The following is a 16,796-nucleotide window of genomic DNA, read 5'->3' on the forward strand; positions in this document are numbered from 1 at the left end:
TGTCTGTTTGAGCGGAGTACCGCTCTCGGGGGTTTGTCCCAGGGGCCTGCTGCGCGCATCGCTTCACTTGACAAAGCGCCATGCTTGCCCTGTTAGCGCGCACACAATCGCGCGGGTTCTCAACCCGCCGCGCAAAGATGAGCGCGCCCTTAGCGTCATACACCCAAACAGGACAAGAAATTAGATGCACGCCTATCGTTCCCACACTTGCGCACAGCTTTCGGCTGAAAATGTCGGCGAAACCGTCCGTTTGTCGGGCTGGGTGCACCGCAAACGCGACCATGGCGGGGTCTTGTTCGTCGATTTGCGCGATCATTACGGCATCACGCAGATCGTGGCGGACGAGGATTCGCCCGCGCTTCCCGTGCTGGAAAAGCTCCGCGCCGAATCGGTGGTGACGATCGACGGAGAGGTGAAGGCGCGCACGCCGGAGACAGTGAACAAGGACCTGCCGACCGGCGAGATCGAGGTTTTCGCGCGCGAGATCACCGTGCAGAGCGCGGCCGAGGAACTGCCGATGCCGGTCGCGGGCGAGCAGGAATATCCGGAGGAAATCCGGCTCAAATACCGCTTCCTCGATCTCAGGCGCGAGACCATGCATCGCAACATCATGCTGCGCAGCCAGGTCATCACATCGCTGCGCCGCCGCATGATCGAGCAGGGTTTCACCGAGTTCCAGACCCCGATCCTGACCGCATCCAGCCCCGAGGGCGCGCGCGACTTTCTCGTGCCGAGCCGGATGCATCCGGGCAAGTTCTATGCGCTCCCGCAGGCACCGCAGATGTTCAAGCAGATGCTGATGGTCTCGGGCTTCGACAAATACTTCCAGATCGCGCCGTGTTTCCGCGACGAGGACCTACGCGCTGATCGCAGCCTCGAATTTTACCAGCTCGATTTCGAGATGAGCTTCGTCACGCAGGAGGACGTGTTCCAGGCTTTGGAGCCGGTGCTCGCGGGCGTGTTCGAGGAGTTTTCCGGCGGCAAGAGCGTCACTAAGTCGGGCGAATTCCCGCGCATCCCCTATGCCGAGGCGATGCTGAAATACGGCACCGACAAGCCGGACCTGCGTAACCCGCTGATCATCTCGGACGTCACGAGCCACTTCGAAGAGTCGGGCTTCGGTCTGTTCGAAAAGATCGTCGGTTCGGGCGGGGTCGTCCGCGTTATCCCCGCGCCGAACACCAACGAGAAAAGCCGCAAGTTCTTCGACGACATGAACAACTGGGCGCGCTCCGAAGGATTTGCAGGCCTTGGCTATGTCACCCGCAAGGGCGGCGAGTTTGGCGGGCCGATCGCCAAGAACCATGGCCCCGAGCGCATGGCAGAGCTTTACGACGAGCTGGGCCTTGGCCCTGATGACGGCCTGTTCTTCGCTGCCGGCAAGGAAAAGGATGCAGCAAAGCTTGCAGGCGCGGCGCGCACCCAGATAGCCGAACAGCTCGACCTCATTGAGCCGGATTGCTTCAAGTTCTGCTGGATCGTCGATTTCCCGATGTTCGAATATGACGAGGAAGCCAAGAAGATCGACTTCAGCCACAACCCCTTCTCGATGCCGCAGGGCGAGATGGAGGCGCTCGAGACGATGGACCCGCTCGAGATCAAGGCGTGGCAGTACGATATCGTCTGCAACGGTTACGAGCTGTCATCGGGCGCAATCCGGAACCACCGTCCGGACATCATGTACAAGGCGTTCGAGATCGCGGGCTACGACAAGGAAACGGTCGACCGCGAATTCTCCGGCATGATAGAGGCGTTCAAGCTCGGCGCACCGCCGCACGGTGGTTCGGCACCGGGGATCGACCGCATCGTGATGCTGTTGGCAGGCGAGGAAGCGATCCGCGAAGTGATCGCTTTCCCGATGAACCAGAAGGGCGAAGACCTGATGATGGGCGCGCCTTCGAAGGTCGAACCCAAGCAGCTGCGCGAACTCTTCCTGCGGACGGTCGAACCGCCGCAGAAAGAGCAGACGCCAAAGCTGGTCGCCGAAGAGTAACCGTCAGCCGCTTTAGCGGCGTCCCGGCGCCCTATTTCGCTTCGGGAGCCGCCGCCGCTGCATCGTCGGGCAAGCCGCCAAGCTGGTAGACGAGCTTGGTGTAGGCATCGAGATAGGCGAGCACGATCACCTGGCCGATCTCGGTGTTCTGGTAGCCGCTTGCTCCGACCGCGCCGAAGCCGGTCCACCAGCCGCCGCCACCGCCCCCGCGGAACCTGAGGTCGCGCTTGCGGGCATAGCCTTCCACCAAAGCTTCTTCGACGGTCGTGCGCGCGTTGACGACGGAGAGCGTGACGTTCGCCTCTTTTTTCTTCACGTTGATACCGCCGACGATGCCGCCAAGCGCGCGCCTGCCGAGCAGGCCGCCGATCGCTGCGCCGATGCCGCCCCCGCCGCTATTGGCGTTGGTGGTGACGATATCGGGTTGAAGGAAATAATCGGCTGCCTTCACCTGCCCTCGGCCGAGGTTCGATCCCTCCTGCAATTCGCCCTGATCGGCGAGCGCTCGCTCCATCGCCCTGCTGCGCATCGAGCGTCCGCGATTGACGAGGGTGAAGCACCCCGATTGCTGGACGAAAATCTTCATGATCGCCTCGGGGCTTCCGAGGCTCAGTTGCCGCCACCACTGATTGTCCGGCTCAACGATCGCGATTGTGCCCAGATTGCGCGTGCAGCGCGGTATTTCAGCGGTCCCTCGGTCCTGTTGCTGGCGCGCGGAAGAGCGATCCTGCGCGAATGCCGGAGTGGCCGCCGTCGCGATTACGGTAGCGGCCACCGCCGCCATAAGCGAATTCTTGAACATGCACCTTGCTCCCGTCCAATAAAATGACGCGGGCTTCGATTTTTGGAATGCCCAGCCAGAATGCGAACCCGGCTTCCGACTAGCACAGCTACCAAGCGAATGCATTGTATGCAACGGACCGTGTCCTAGCCATAGAAAATCGCCCGGCGGGTTTGGCGCCGGGCGATGAGGTTGAGGGGGAGATTATCATTATGAAGGTTGGCGGAGCTGCGCGCGTCGCTTCGTAAACGATCCCCCAAATGCGCGCGCTCAACGCCATCTGGTTTCGATTGGGGGCGGAGCGCGGCGCAGCGATTGAGAGGCTGCGGCGCTCGACACCCCCGGGGCGCTCATCCAACGCCCACACCTAAGTCGATTAAGCGTAGTTTTCTTCGAGCATGTCGCTGAAGCGTTCTCCATCGCGAATGTCGCGGAATGCCATCTCGATCAGCGACCGCGTTTCTGCGTCCAGATCATCGCGCTTCAATGCGTCGTCGAACTTGTTGGCGATATAGTCTTCGCCTTCTTCCACGCGTTCGATTGCCGCTTCGGTGCTGTCGCCAATTGCCTCGGTGATTTTGAGGAAGGTCTGATGGACCGAGCCAGCCATGCTGATGCTGGTGACCGGTTTCTCGCCATTGGTTTTCAGTGCACCATTCAGGTTCTCGAGGATGCGGGAACGCTGCTCTGCGCGGCGCTCAAATGCGCGGCGGATGGCGGTATTCTCGGTCTTCTCGGCGGCCTTGCGATAACCTTCGACCGAATCGTAGGTGGTTTGTGTCAGGTCTTTCAGTACGTCGGTATTGCTCATGGTTCTCCTTGATAGGTTTTGCATTTGTGAGCCTGCGCCGCGTCGATTACGCTGCGCTTTCAATACCTTAACGGTCTAATGGGGCGATCGGTCCAACCCTTACGGTGAGGCGTATCGTAGCTGCGATGGATCGTGGATTGTCGCCTTCCTCCGGTTTCTTGCGCAGCGGGACGCTGTATTCACTCGGGATAAACTGGTCCTCGACCAAAAGGACGCGAAGGGATTGCAACAGGGGTTGAAGGATGAAGTTTGTGAATGCCGCGCAGGCCGGCACCATCGCGATTGCCGCGACCTTGTTGGCAAGTGCAGCCAACGCCGAGACTTTGCCGGTCGAAGGTATTTATGGTGCGAGAGAGGACGTTCCCGCCGACATCGAAGTGATCGTGGCCGAGAATTTCGTCGGTGATATGGGCTACGATCTCGAAGAGCGTCTTTCGGACGTCCTTAGCCGTCCTATCGGCGATGAAGATCCCTTCTTTCGTATTATCCCGGCGATGATTGCCGAGCGCGAGCGAATCGTGGTGGTTGACCGCAACAGGGGGGGCGAACCCGGTGACGGTGTGATCGAAGTGATCGGCGAGGCTGGTCCCGATGCACTGCTGCGTGGCTCAGCGTCTTCGCGCGTGTTCGACCAGCGAACCGATCCCAAGATAAAGAAGGAATGCGTCAAGCGGGACGATAAGAAGAAGTGCGTCGAGCACCGCGAGTATCGTGTGCCCTGCCGCCAGATGCGTGTGACCTACAATGCGGATGTTGCACTCATTACGCCCGACGGCATACGCATCTATGATAATCGCGACGGGCTTTCTTCAAACAAGCGTTACTGCCGCGATGAAAGTTCGCAGCCCAATCCCGATGCGATGATTTCGGGCCTCGCTTCGCGCTTCATTTCGAATGTGAAGCGCGACCTTTTGCCTGAATATCGCAATTCGGAGCCGCGCTTGCTCGAGAAGCGCAAAGGTATTTCGAAGGACGACCGCAAGGTGTTCAAGCAAGCGCTCAAGCTGACCAAGAACGATCCTTATGGTGCGTGCCAATTGTTCGACACGCTCGAAGCAACCAACCCCGACAACATGTCGGTGCTGTTCAATATTGGCCTGTGTCGGGAGAGCGAGGACCGGCTGGACGAAGCGGCTGATTTCTACGAGCGGGTGCTCGCGATCGAGCCAGACAAGAATTATCCGCTTGAAGGCCTCAGCCGCATTGCATCGCGCCGACGCGGCAACGAGCAACTTGCCGCGCGTGAGGCCCTGAGGGCCGATCGAGCCTTCGCAGTCGAGGATGCCGCTGAGGAAACAGGCGAAGCTGTCGAGGGTGGGGCTGTCGAGGGCGGGGCCGGCGGGCAACCATAGCGGCGCGAGAAAGCTTGCTGTAGGCGGTGATCATGAAGATCACCCGCCGCAGCACCATTCTGGGAAGCTTCGCCGCTGCGAGCGGGACCGGGGCAGCCACAATCGCAGGCTGCGCACCCGGTGAACCAGGTTCGTCCGAATCCCTGACGAAGGTCACGGTGATCGGTGCCATCCACGCACGCCATCGCGACAGCCGACGCTATTCGCTCGATGTGCTGCGTGAGGCGTTGCGGCGGGCGGAGCCCGACATCGTTCTCAGCGAGTTACCGCCGTCGCAGATAGAAGAAGCGCGCCGGAGCTTCGCTGAAACCGGCGAAGTATCCGTTCCCCGAGCACGCGCATTTCCCGAGCTTTCCGAGGCTGTGTTCCCCTTATCGCAGGAAATGGGCTTCATTGTCGAAGGGTGTGCCGGCTGGTCGCGCCAGCTTGCCGACAACCGTTCGCAAAGGCTTGCGATGATCGAAAACGATCGCGCCCGCGCCAAACAGTGGGCAGAGCATCAGGCCGCCCGCGCCGAATATGCCAAGGCTGTGAGAGGCAGGAGCGACGATCCGCGGTTCATCCACACGCGCGAATACGATGCAATCGTTCAACGTGCGCAGACGCCCTACCAAGTTTATTTCGATCCCGATCTGGGGCCCGGCGGCTGGACCCGCATCAACCGGGCGCACACCGACCTTATAGAAACCGCTCTCAACTCGATCAGGGGACAGGGTACGAAGGCCCTTGTGATCTTCGGGGCATGGCATAAATACATGATCGAGCGCGTCCTTATGCTGCGCGGCGATGTAGAGCTACTGGACGCTCGCACGCTGTTTCCGTAGGGGCGCGGGGAACGGGGGCAGGCTATCTGCACTTGCACTCAATCGAACCGCCCATTAGGGCAACTTTGACTTTCAAACCCCAATCCAAGAGGGAAACACATGAGCGATACTGCCGACCGCGTGCAGAAAATTGTTGTCGAGCACCTCGGCGTCGAAGCCGACAAGGTGAACCAGGAAGCAAGCTTCATCGATGACCTGGGCGCAGACAGCCTCGACATCGTCGAACTGGTGATGGCGTTCGAAGAAGAATTCGGCGTCGAAATCCCTGACGATGCTGCTGAAAAGATCAGCACGGTCGGCGATGCGACCAAATACATCGAGGAACACAAGGGCTAATCGCCCTCAGAGTGCCCGCTTGTTTGCGGGAATCTGACCGACAGGCCCGAGCCCTCTTGTCGAGGGTCGCGGGCCTGTAGTGTATTGGGATCGTGAATACCGGGCCTTGCCATGGGTCCAACGGAGAATTGTATGCGCCGCGTTGTCGTCACCGGACTTGGCCTCGTCACCCCGCTCGGGGGTGACGTCGAGACGAGCTGGAAAAACCTGATCGCAGGAGAAAGCGGGGCGGGGCAAATCACCCGTTTCGATCCCGAAGGCCAGAAGTGCACCATCGCCTGCGAGGTGAAGGGCAAGGACCACCCGTGGGGTTTTGACCCAGACAAGCGTGTCGATGGCAAGATCCAGCGCCAGGTCGATCCGTTTATCGTCTACGGCATTGATGCGGCGGGTCAGGCGCTCGAGCACGCCGGCCTTACGGACATGACCGAAGAGGAAAAGCTGCGCACCGGCTGCTCGATCGGCGCAGGGATCGGCGGACTTCCGGGCATCGAATATGAAAGCGTGAACCTGCACGAACGTGGCCCTGGCCGTGTTAGCCCGCACTTCGTCCACGGCCGCCTGATCAATCTCGTAACGGGGCAGGTGCAGATCAAATACGGCTTCATGGGTCCGAACCACGCGGTAGTCACCGCATGCTCTACTGGAGCGCATTCGATAGGGGATGCCGCGCGGATGATCGCGATGGACGATGCCGACGTGATGCTCGCGGGCGGTGCCGAAAGCACCATCAATCCGCTCGGTATCGCAGGCTTTGCCCAGGCGCGCGCCCTCAACACCAGTTTCAACGACCGCCCGACCGAGGCGAGCCGTCCGTATGACAAGGACCGCGAAGGCTTCGTCATGGGCGAGGGCGCAGGCGTCGTCGTGCTCGAGGAATACGAGCGGGCCAAGGCACGCGGCGCGACGATCTATGCCGAGGTCACCGGCTACGGCCTTTCAGGCGACGCCTACCACGTAACCGCGCCGCATCCCGAGGGCAAGGGCGCGCAGCTCGCGATGGAAATGGCGCTGCGCAAGGCCGGTCTCGGCCCGGGCGACATCGACTACGTCAACGCCCACGGCACAAGCACGATGGCCGACACGATCGAGCTTGCGGCGGTTCGCCGCGTGCTCGGCGACGATCTTGGCGGCGCGTCGATGAGCTCGACCAAGTCTGCGATCGGGCATTTGCTCGGCGGCGCAGGCGCGGTCGAGGCGGTGTTCTGCATCCTCGCGATGCGCGACCAGATCGTCCCGCCGACGCTCAACCTCCACACGCCCGATGAAGGCACCGAGGGCATTGACCTCGTGCCATTGAAGGCGAAGGAACGCGAGGTTCGCGCGGTGCTAAACAACAGCTTCGGCTTTGGCGGCACCAACGCCTCGCTCGTGATGCAAAAGGTCGATTGAACCGGTGAAACGCCTTCTCGCGCTGGCTGTCGCTCTCGTCATGCTGGTGGGCGTCGGCTTTACTCTGGGACAGTCATTCCTCGGCGAAGCGACGATCGAGGAAGAGACGCCGTTTATCATCCCTGCCGGGTCCTCGCTGACTTCGGTGGCGCAAAAGCTTGAGGAAGAAGGGCTGATCTCTTCCGCGGACGGCTTTCTCATGCGCGCGCGGCTGTTCGGATCATCAGACCCGATCCAGGCGGGCGAGTTCGCGCTCACGCCCGATATGGATCAGGGCGATATATTGCAGGCCTTCCAGAGCGGCGATGTGATCCGCCGTTTCATCACCATCCCCGAAGGCATGCCCTCGATCCTCGTCTACGAAAAGCTGATGGCCGAGGACCTGCTTACAGGCGAAATCGACGTCCCGCTCGAAGGATCTGTCCTGCCTGACACCTATGCGTTCGAGCGAGGGCAAAATCGCGCGGAAATCGTCGAGCAGATGCAGACCGCGATGGACAAATATCTCGCCGAAGCGTGGGCCAATCGCGGGCCCGACATTGCAGTCGATACGATGCGCGACGCGCTGATCCTCGCATCGATAGTCGAGAAGGAAACCGGCACGCCTGAAGAGCGCCGCAGGGTTGCGGGCCTTTATTCGAACCGACTGCGTATCGGGATGAGGCTACAGGCTGACCCGACCATCATCTATCCCGTTACCAAGGGAAAGCCGCTGGGCCGCCGCATCCGCCGCTCTGAAATTGCAGCGGTAAACGGCTACAATACTTACACGATGACCGGTCTGCCCGAGGGGCCGATCACCAATCCGGGCCGTGAGAGCATCGCAGCGGTGATGAACCCCGAGCGCCACGATTATCTCTACATGGTCGCCGACGACACCGGCGGGCACGAATTCAACGCGACGCTGGACGGGCACAACCAAGCTGTCGAACGCTGGTACGCCATCCGCAGGGAACGAGGCGAGATGTAGCCGCGTCGATGGCTGATCCCTTCATCCTGACTGCCAAGCTGCCTGAGCATATCCATCTTTGGGCAGACGACCTTCGCAAGAGGCACTTCCCTCCCGAGCGGAACCACCTCCACGCGCACGTCACGATGTTTCACGCCTTTGCGCCCTCGCTCCTTGAAGAGCTTAAGGATTTTATCCCGCAGGTGGTGAGCGAATTCGCCGCACCCGCGGCGGATATCACGGGGGTGATGGATCTGGGGAAGGGTACGGCGATCCGGCTCCATTCGCCGGGCCTACTCGCGATCCGGGCCCTTATCGCCGAGCACTTCCATGGCGCGCTCACCGACCAGGACCTGTACGAGCCGCGTCCGCACATCACGATCCAGAACAAAGTGAAAAAGGAAGAGGCACGGGCATTGCAGGCGAAGCTCTCGCCGACGATCGAGATCCGGCAATTCACCTTTCCGGCGCTAGAACTCTACCGGTATCAGGGTGGACCATGGGAATTCGTGAAGGCATCTCCCTTCCGCGGCAAGGTGCGTGCCTGATACCGGCGAATGGGTGGTTGACCGCGCGCCGAGCGCGCCCTAAATGCGCCGCTCGCCAGAGGGCAAAGCCCTCGCGAATCCCGTTTGCGAGAATTGGCACGGGATGCCCGATGGGGCGGAGTAGCTCAGGTGGTTAGAGCAGCGGAATCATAATCCGCGTGTCGGGGGTTCGAGTCCCTCCTCCGCTACCATTCTCGAATCCGCATGGGTTCGCATTCTTCCGTATAAATCCGAAAAAAACAATGAAATCAAAACCATGTCGCTGATTCGCGTCCGCTTGCGTTCGCTTGCATGCGCTTGAAGCCGGATTTGGAGTGGGGGTATTTTGGGGGTACTTTCGGGGGGTACCGAAAAGGAGCGATACCCCCAATGGCTTTGAGTGAGATTCAGATCAAGAATGCGAAGGCGGCAGAACGACCCTACAAGCTTGCCGACGGTGAAGGGCTATTCCTCCTCGTAAAAGCGAACGGTTCGAAGCTCTGGCGCATGAAATACCGCTATCGCGGAAAGGAGAAGCTGCTTTCCTTTGGTGCTTATCCTGACGTCGGAATAGCGGCTGCGCGTGAGTTGAAGACGCTTGCAAGGGCTGCCTTGGCCGAAGGCAAGGATCCGATGGTCCACAAGCCTGGTCGAGATTTCGAGCCAGAGAAAACCTTCAAGGCTGTTGCTGAGATGTGGCACAAGAATCGAAAGAGCAGCCTTGATCCAGCTCATGCGAAGCGTGTCTGGTCTCGGATGGAACGGGACGTGTTTCCGGTATTGGGCGAAAGGATGATGCACGAGATCACCCCCCCTGAAGTTTTAGGCGTGATCCGCAATATTGAAGAACGGGGGGCTCTGGATATCAGTCGGCGTGCGAAGCAGAGCATTGGCCAAGTTTTCCAGTTCGCCATCGCGAGTGGGCTTTGCGATGCGGACCCCACGGCTCATCTTCGCGGCGCTCTGAAGCCGCGACCTCGCGTAAAGCATATGGCCAAACTGCCGCTCGCTCTGTTGCCAGAGCTCATAAACAAGCTGGATCAATACAATGAAGAAGGGGAGCGACGCTCCGAGATTACTCGCGCAGCGCTCACCTTCGCGCTTCTGACATGGGTCAGAACGAAGGAACTTCGTTTTGCCAAGAAGCACGAGTTCGAGGATCTAGAAGGAAACTCTCCGCTTTGGCGCATCGGGCCTGATCGAATGAAGATGCACCGTGAGCATATCGTACCATTGTCAATGCAAGCCGCTTCGCTCGCCAAGGACATGATCGCATGTTCTCAAAGTGACTATGTCTTTCCCGGCCAGAAGCGTGGAGTGCCGCTATCCGAAAACACCATGATCTATGGTTTGTATCGTCTGGGCTATCACGGTCGGCAGACTGTTCATGGCTTCAGAGGTCTTGCGAGCACATGGGCCAATGAACAGCTTGTCGAAGTCGGCCAACCGCCAATGTGGATCCGAAAGTACCATGAAGACTGGGTCGAGCTTCAACTGGCTCATAGCGAGGAGAACGAAGTTCGCGGGGCCTATAATGCCGCAGAGTATCTGGCGCCCCGTCGCGCGATGCTTCAAGATTGGGCGAACTTCCTCGATGCGATGCGCGGAAATACAGGCAATGTTGCGATCTTGAGAGCTGCGTGATTTAGCGTGCTATGCCGGGACTTGGCCCAGCCACTCAACTCGAAGGCGGTCAAAGCCCACAACGACACCCTCGGCGGTGACCTCGAAACCGAAGTCATCGTTCGATGGTTCGTAGCCTTCCAGAACCCAGTGGTCGCCTGCATCTGTCACGATAGCTGCCCCACGCGGGAGATGCTCGAGCCGTCCGCTGATCCTTTTCCGATTCGTGTTCATAGTGCTCCGTATGCCATCCATCTTTGGATAACGCTCCTCACATATCCCGGCGTTTCCCGATTTCTTGGAATTCCACCAGCACGGGATACCGCGCCGGGTCCCGCATTGTAGGCCGCCAATGCGAGATGGATCGCACCAAACCGGTCGAGCATCTGCCTTAGATATCGCGCGCCACCGTCGATATTCTGAGCTGGGTCGTGCCGATTGGTTACGCCGAGTTCTCGTGCGGTTGCAGGCATAAGTTGCGCAAGTCCGGCAGCACCAGCCGGACTGATCGCCATTGGATTAAACCGGGATTCTTGCCAGACCAATGCTTGGAGCAAGCGAGGCGGCAATCGATACCTTGCTTCAGCTTGGCGGATGAGGGGTTCGTAGAGCGTCTCCTTGAAACTTCGGTTGGCGGCCGATGGGTACCCTCCTTCGGTCCCAATGACCGCCAGAGAAGGATCGTACATAACTTCATTGTCTACCGGCTTTTCGACCCTGCTCAGTCGATGATCAAAGACCCGGAACTCCTGCGCCTGAGCGATGGCGGGGATCGCAATTGCGAGCCCGCAACACACGCCAGTTACCCATTTTCGTCTCATTGCGTTCTCTCTTGTCTTGCCTGGACAGGTGGCAGAACATAAATGGAACATAAGGGTGTAGGAAAGCGCCATACGCGTCCGGTAAGAGGAAAGGGGGCAGTCTGCAGGGGCAATTGTGCGGCGATGGAGCCAGTATGTCCGTTTCGAACTCAACCCTATCCCGCCCCTCGCTAGAGGACACCGCTCGCAAGCTCTGCGAGAGCCGCGGCGGCAAGTGGTCAGGCACCAAGGGCATGGCCCGTTGTCCCGCGCATGGTGACCGCAACCCTTCGCTCGGCGTTACGCTTGGCCGGAGGGCTATCCTACTGCATTGTTTCGCCGGATGCGATCAGGCGAGCGTGCTCGCTGCCCTCGCTCGAGAAGGGATCGAGACCTCTGCGCTATTCTCAGGCTCCTCCGACGAGTTTCCGATCCAGCCGCGCTATTCCAGCCAGCCATCGGCTGCAGCACTCCGCATCTGGCGCGATGCTCGACCGTTGCACCGAAGTCCTGCCAAGGCCTACCTCGAAGGGCGCGGCATCCTCGCCACGTCCCATGCGCTGAAATTTCATCCGCGCACGCCGCTTGGACCGAAGGGTCGCGCACGCTTCCTGCCAGCGATGATCGCTGCGGTCAGCCTCGACGAGGGGCCGATTGCCGTTCACCGGACTTTCCTGTCGCAATGCGGCAATACGCAGGCATTGTTTGCGAAGCCGAAACGCGCACTGGGGTCTCTCGGCGAGGCGGCGGTACGTCTGTTCGAACCTGCCGAGGGAAGGCTCGGTCTCGCCGAAGGCATTGAAAGCGCGATGTCGGCCTATGCGCTCACTGGTATCCCGACGTGGGCAACGCTGGGCAATGGACGCTTCGGGCTGGTTGCCATTCCGGAGAGCGTGAGCGACCTTCATCTCTTCGTGGATCACGATTCTGGCGGCGACCTTGCAGCCGAGCGCGGGCTAGGTGCCTATCTCCGTGAAGGGCGGCAAATCCAAGTTCGACGGCCTAAGTTGCGCGGTACCGACTGGAACGACGAGCTCCAGTCATGGCTGCGCCGAAAGGCGTGTCGCTAAGAGGAGAGAGAGCTTCTCGAATTCCTGACCCGGCAGAGGGCGCATGTCCCGATGCCTCAACCAGGAGGACGACAAGCCATGTTTCAGTCAGACTTTTTTCCAGACCGCGAGACATCGAGCACAATTCCGCTCGCTTTCGCAATCGGTGAACGAATTTCCCGGCGACTTGCGGATGGATGCCATCTCACCCGACCTGACATTTCCGAGTTTTTCGCCGCTCAAACCGACGTGCAGGACTGGGGCAGTGCGTGGACCATCGACGACTACAACAACGCGGTCGAGATTGGCGCCTTGCTCTGGCTCCGCGAGTTCTCACGCATCGACCTCGATACAGGTTTCCACGAGGCTGCAGCACGGTTCGATTGGCTCGATGCAGCCTTACCGCCTCGCCACGTGCGCAGCGACTGCCAAGTCGAGCTACAGCAGTTTTCGACGCCGCCGATCCTTGGATGGCTGATGGCCAAAGCCGCTTGCCTCGCCCCGCGCGATCGCGTTCTCGAACCGTCAGCCGGGAATGGCGCTCTTGCGCTTTGGGGCGACGTTCGAGGGTGCTCGCTGACGCTGAACGAGATCGATCGCGCGCGCGGCGATGCGCTGGCGCATATCTTCCCAGATGCCCGGCTATCCGCACATGATGGCGAGTTGGTTGCAGAACTGACCGATGGCCATAGTTCCAGCCTCAACCCCAGCGTCATCCTGATGAATCCTCCCTTTGCTCGAAGCCGCGAGCGGGGCGTCGATGGCCGCACGGCAATGCGCCACTTGCGCAGCGCGCTTCGGATTTGCGCGGTAGGAGGTCGCCTCGTGGCCATTCTCCCGGACAGCTTTGACGCCGCGACCTTTGTCGAAGACCAGGAACAGGCGTCGCTGCTGCTCGACGTCCGGCTGTCGGGCGCATTCTCGCGAAGCGGAACCGGGATCGCGGTCAGAATGGTCGTCATCGACAAGGAGCCTCTTCAGGACGCTTCCACGATCACGGGGGAGTTCGCCGACCTCACCGAACTGAATTCCTGCCTAGCGCATTTGCCTGATCGTGCGCCTTTGCAGGCCAACGTTCATCGCCTTCCGGTACGCTCGGTTGCGACCTCGGTAAGCGGCGCTGCTTCGCGCAAGCCGGTTGCTCCTTTCCTGACTGCAGCCGCCCAGAAAAGCGCGGCAGTCGCGCTCAACTATGAAGCCCTGGCAGAGCCTGCACCCGTTCCCGAGCAGGCGGGCATCTACCTGCCTTACCGACCGAGCCGCGTCATCATGGACGATGAACCTGTTCACCCGACGCCGCTCGTAGAATCGGTCGCGATGGGCTCGGTCGCGGCACCGGTAGCGAAAGCGCGCCCTTTGCTTCCCGTGAACTGGCAGGAGGGCAAACTGCTCTCGGCCGCACAGTGCGAAACACTGATCTACGCTTGCGAGGCATTCACCCGCGACCTTCCCGGGCAATTCCGTCCAAGCCAAAAAGGAACGACGGTCGAACTCGCGGAGGACGGTCACTCCTACCGGCAAGGCTTTTTCCTCGGTGATGGTACGGGCGCAGGCAAGGGTCGCCAAATCGCGGGCGTCATGATGGATCGCTGGCTCTCGGGCCAACGCCGTCACATCTGGATCACCAAGAACGAGGCACTGCTCGAAGACGCGCGCCGCGACTGGGAGGCGCTTGGCGGGCTCCCGCTCGACATCCAGCCGCTCTCCCGATGGAATCTCGGAAGTCCTGTGACAATGGCGGAGGGTATCCTGTTTGTAACCTATCCAACGCTTCGCTCGGGACGCGCCGAGGACACAAGGCTCGATCAGATCCTCGACTGGGCCGCCGAGCAATTCGAGGGCGTGATTGCCTTCGACGAAGCGCATTCCATGGCTAATGCGCTCGGCTCTTCCTCGACCCGCGGCAATGTCAAAGGATCGGAGCAAGGGATGGCAGGTCTCAGGCTTCAGAACCATCTGCCGCGAGCACGTGTTCTGTACGCTTCCGCTACCGGCGCGTCTGACATTGCCAACCTCGGCTACACAGCCCGCCTTGGACTGTGGGGGCCAGAAACCGCGTTCCCAACGCATCAGGCATTCATGACCGAGATCCGCGCCGGCGGCGTCGCGGCGATGGAACTCGTCGCCCGCGATCTCAAGGCACAGGGGCTCTACCTTGCCCGTGCGTTGTCCTTTGCCGGGGTCGAATACGAGATCCTCGAACATCAGCTCACGCAGGCGCAGGTGCGGATCTACGATGCCTACGCCGATGCCTGGGCGATCATCCACCGCAATCTCGACCAAGCACTCGAAGCCACAAGGGTGGTCGATGAGGACAGCGGCGATACGCTCAATCGCAACGCCAAGGCAGCGGCGCTCTCGATATTCGAAGGCACCAAGCAGCGCTTCTTTGGGCAGCTTCTGCTCTCGATGAAACTGCCGAGCCTGATCCCGGCAATGGAAGAGGCGCTCGGCGATGATCATTCGGTGGTGGTGCAGCTGGTCTCGACCGCTGAGGCCATGCTTGACCGACGCCTGGCCGATCTCTCGGACGAGGAGCGAGAAGCGCTCGATATCGATCTCTCTCCGCGCGAATATGTCATCGACTATCTCGCGAAGAGCTTCCCGGTGCGCCTGATGCAGGTCTTCACTGACGAGGAAGGCAATTTGCGATCCGAAGCGATGAGCGACGATCACGGCAATCCCGTTCTCTGCTCGCGTGCCATCGCTGCGCGCGACGCGCTGATCGAACAGCTTTGCGCCCTTCCGCCAATCGCCACTGCACTCGATGCCATCATCGAGCACTTCGGGACCGAGGCTGTGGCCGAGGTCACAGGCCGCACGCGCAGGTTGGTCTTGGGACGCGACGGTCAGCAGCGGCTTGAACGTCGAAGCGCAAGCGCCAACGTCGCTGAAGCACAGTGCTTCATGGACGGGACGAAGCGTATTCTGATTTTCTCGGACGCGGGGGGTACGGGCCGATCCTATCACGCCGATCTCGATGCGCAGAACCAGCAGCGCCGCGTCCATTTTCTCCTCGAACCGGGCTGGCGCGCGGACAATGCAATCCAGGGTCTTGGCCGGACAAACCGTACTAACCAGGCTTCTGCGCCGCTGTTCCGCCCGGTCACGACCGATGTGAAGGGCGAACGCCGCTTCATCTCGACAATCGCGCGAAGGCTCGACGCATTGGGCGCTCTCACACGCGGCCAGCGTCAGACAGGGGGACAGAACCTGTTCGACCCTGCCGACAATCTCGAAAGCGATTATGCGAAGGACGCGCTCTCGCGCTGGTTCCACCTGCTTTACGATGGAAAACTCGAGGCGGTTGGTTTCGGGGACTTCGTCGAGCTAACAGGCCTCAAGCTCGAGAACCCCGATGGCGGCCTGAGCGATAACCTTCCCACGATCCAACGCTGGCTCAATCGCATACTTGCGCTCCCGATCGCACTGCAGAACGCCATCTTCGAGAAATATCTCGGACTTGTGGAAGCGCGCATCGAGGCCGCACGCGAGGCTGGCACGCTCGATCTGGGTTTGGAGACGGTCCGCGCCGACAGCTTTACGGTGCTGTCTGATGAAGTTCTCCGCACAGATCCTGTTTCGGGCGCCGAAACCCGCCTGGTTTCGCTCGAAGTGAAACGCCAATTGCGCCCGCTGCGCTTCAAACGTCTCGTCAGGATGCACGAGATCGGATCCCCCCAGGCCATTCCCCTGCGCAATGCGCGCTCGGGCAAGGTGGCCCTGTCAGTTCCGGCGCGGCGCCTCATTGCCGATGACGGCGCGGTGATCGAACGCCGTCGCCTTCTCCGACCGCTTAAATCCGCCAACTGGACGCTCGACGCGCTCGGTGAAAGCTTGTGGGAAGAGGTCGGCGTAACCGAGTTCTCCAAGCTCTGGACACAAGAAGAAAGCGCCGCAGCGGCCTCGCCGGTGACCGAACGAGCGCATCTGGCGACGGGGCTATTACTCCCGGTCTGGAAGCGGCTGCCTGGCGAGCATGTCCGGGTGACGCGACTTGTCGCCGAGGATGGCAGATCGATCATCGGGCGCGAAGTCCTCGATATCGACTTGGCCAAGATTGCCGAGACGTTCGGCTTGAAGGGTGTGTCCGGCCCGGCTCCAGCCGAACTCGGGAAACTTGTCCTCTCGAGCGGAACGCCCCAGCCGCTTGCCAGTCATGATGCACTGACCGTTAAGCGCTCTTTGGTCGGCGGCGAGCAACGACTTGAGCTCACTGGGTATGCGCCTGAGCGCCTCGACTGGTATAAGACCAAGGGCTGTTTCACCGAGATCATCCGCTACCGCACGCGCCTTTTCGTCCCCGTGTCGAAGGCATCCTCTGTTCTCCCAGCCATTGCGGCCTGAAGGGCAAATCCA

At 60.5% G+C, this 16,796-nt stretch carries 14 protein-coding genes and 1 tRNA gene; 11 read left to right on the top strand and 4 right to left on the bottom strand.

The window, feature by feature from the left end; translation table 11 throughout:
- Positions 1 to 184 precede the first annotated feature (184 nt).
- The gene (aspS, locus tag FIU90_RS07940) at positions 185 to 1,993 is read left to right on the top strand and encodes an aspartate--tRNA ligase (protein ID WP_152434294.1); all 1,809 of its coding nucleotides are present in this window, start codon (positions 185 to 187) and stop codon (positions 1,991 to 1,993) included.
- Between the two features lie 31 nt (positions 1,994 to 2,024).
- Here the strand turns inward: aspS and FIU90_RS07945 are convergent, their stop codons facing one another.
- Both FIU90_RS07945 and FIU90_RS07950 read right to left on the bottom strand, forming a co-directional pair.
- Complete coding sequence (locus tag FIU90_RS07945; protein WP_172970219.1) at positions 2,025 to 2,795, bottom strand: CsgG/HfaB family protein; 771 nt, start codon at positions 2,793 to 2,795, stop codon at positions 2,025 to 2,027.
- A gap of 355 nt (positions 2,796 to 3,150) precedes the next feature.
- Positions 3,151 to 3,585: a PA2169 family four-helix-bundle protein gene (locus FIU90_RS07950; RefSeq protein WP_152434295.1), complete on the bottom strand. Its 435-nt coding sequence runs from the start codon at positions 3,583 to 3,585 to the stop codon at positions 3,151 to 3,153.
- A gap of 242 nt (positions 3,586 to 3,827) precedes the next feature.
- Between FIU90_RS07950 and FIU90_RS07955 the strand changes: the two genes are divergently transcribed.
- The 8 genes from FIU90_RS07955 to FIU90_RS07990 all read left to right on the top strand — a co-directional run bounded on the left by FIU90_RS07955 (position 3,828) and on the right by FIU90_RS07990 (position 10,609).
- Positions 3,828 to 4,937 carry a hypothetical protein gene (locus tag FIU90_RS07955; protein WP_152434296.1) on the top strand — a complete coding sequence of 370 codons (1,110 nt, stop codon included), beginning with the start codon at positions 3,828 to 3,830 and terminating at the stop codon, positions 4,935 to 4,937.
- A gap of 32 nt (positions 4,938 to 4,969) precedes the next feature.
- Positions 4,970 to 5,761: a hypothetical protein gene (locus tag FIU90_RS07960; RefSeq protein ID WP_152434297.1), complete on the top strand. Its 792-nt coding sequence runs from the start codon at positions 4,970 to 4,972 to the stop codon at positions 5,759 to 5,761.
- 99 nt (positions 5,762 to 5,860) lie between these two features.
- The gene (locus FIU90_RS07965) at positions 5,861 to 6,097 is read left to right on the top strand and encodes an acyl carrier protein (RefSeq protein WP_011413765.1); all 237 of its coding nucleotides are present in this window, start codon (positions 5,861 to 5,863) and stop codon (positions 6,095 to 6,097) included.
- A 132-nt stretch (positions 6,098 to 6,229) separates the two neighbouring features.
- Positions 6,230 to 7,489: a beta-ketoacyl-ACP synthase II gene (gene fabF, locus FIU90_RS07970; RefSeq protein ID WP_152434298.1), complete on the top strand. Its 1,260-nt coding sequence runs from the start codon at positions 6,230 to 6,232 to the stop codon at positions 7,487 to 7,489.
- Positions 7,490 to 7,529: 40 nt separating this feature from the next.
- On the top strand, positions 7,530 to 8,459 hold the full coding sequence (gene mltG, locus FIU90_RS07975; RefSeq protein ID WP_152435760.1) for an endolytic transglycosylase MltG: 930 nt from the start codon (positions 7,530 to 7,532) through the stop codon (positions 8,457 to 8,459).
- Between the two features lie 8 nt (positions 8,460 to 8,467).
- Positions 8,468 to 8,986, top strand: a complete 519-nt coding sequence (locus FIU90_RS07980) for a 2'-5' RNA ligase family protein (protein WP_152434299.1) — start codon at positions 8,468 to 8,470, stop codon at positions 8,984 to 8,986.
- Positions 8,987 to 9,100: 114 nt separating this feature from the next.
- Positions 9,101 to 9,177 (top strand) — tRNA-Met (locus FIU90_RS07985).
- Between the two features lie 178 nt (positions 9,178 to 9,355).
- Positions 9,356 to 10,609 (top strand): integrase arm-type DNA-binding domain-containing protein, encoded by a 1,254-nt coding sequence (locus tag FIU90_RS07990; protein ID WP_152434300.1) that lies wholly within the window; start codon positions 9,356 to 9,358, stop codon positions 10,607 to 10,609.
- A gap of 9 nt (positions 10,610 to 10,618) precedes the next feature.
- Here the strand turns inward: FIU90_RS07990 and FIU90_RS07995 are convergent, their stop codons facing one another.
- Both FIU90_RS07995 and FIU90_RS08000 read right to left on the bottom strand, forming a co-directional pair.
- Entirely contained in the window at positions 10,619 to 10,822 is a 204-nt protein-coding gene (locus FIU90_RS07995; protein WP_007163740.1) for a DUF5818 domain-containing protein, read from the bottom strand.
- Positions 10,819 to 11,481 (bottom strand): transglycosylase SLT domain-containing protein, encoded by a 663-nt coding sequence (locus tag FIU90_RS08000; RefSeq protein WP_370515051.1) that lies wholly within the window; start codon positions 11,479 to 11,481, stop codon positions 10,819 to 10,821. Before FIU90_RS08000 ends, FIU90_RS07995 begins: the two co-directional genes overlap by 4 nt.
- A gap of 62 nt (positions 11,482 to 11,543) precedes the next feature.
- On the opposite strand from FIU90_RS08000, the gene FIU90_RS08005 reads away from it, so the two are divergent.
- Complete coding sequence (locus FIU90_RS08005) at positions 11,544 to 12,458, top strand: toprim domain-containing protein (RefSeq protein ID WP_152434301.1); 915 nt, start codon at positions 11,544 to 11,546, stop codon at positions 12,456 to 12,458.
- A 78-nt stretch (positions 12,459 to 12,536) separates the two neighbouring features.
- On the top strand, positions 12,537 to 16,784 hold the full coding sequence (locus tag FIU90_RS08010) for a strawberry notch family protein (protein WP_152434302.1): 4,248 nt from the start codon (positions 12,537 to 12,539) through the stop codon (positions 16,782 to 16,784).
- The last annotated feature ends 12 nt before the right edge of the window (positions 16,785 to 16,796 follow it).

The sequence above is a fragment of the Erythrobacter sp. THAF29 genome (assembly GCF_009363635.1).
GTDB lineage: Bacteria > Pseudomonadota > Alphaproteobacteria > Sphingomonadales > Sphingomonadaceae > Erythrobacter.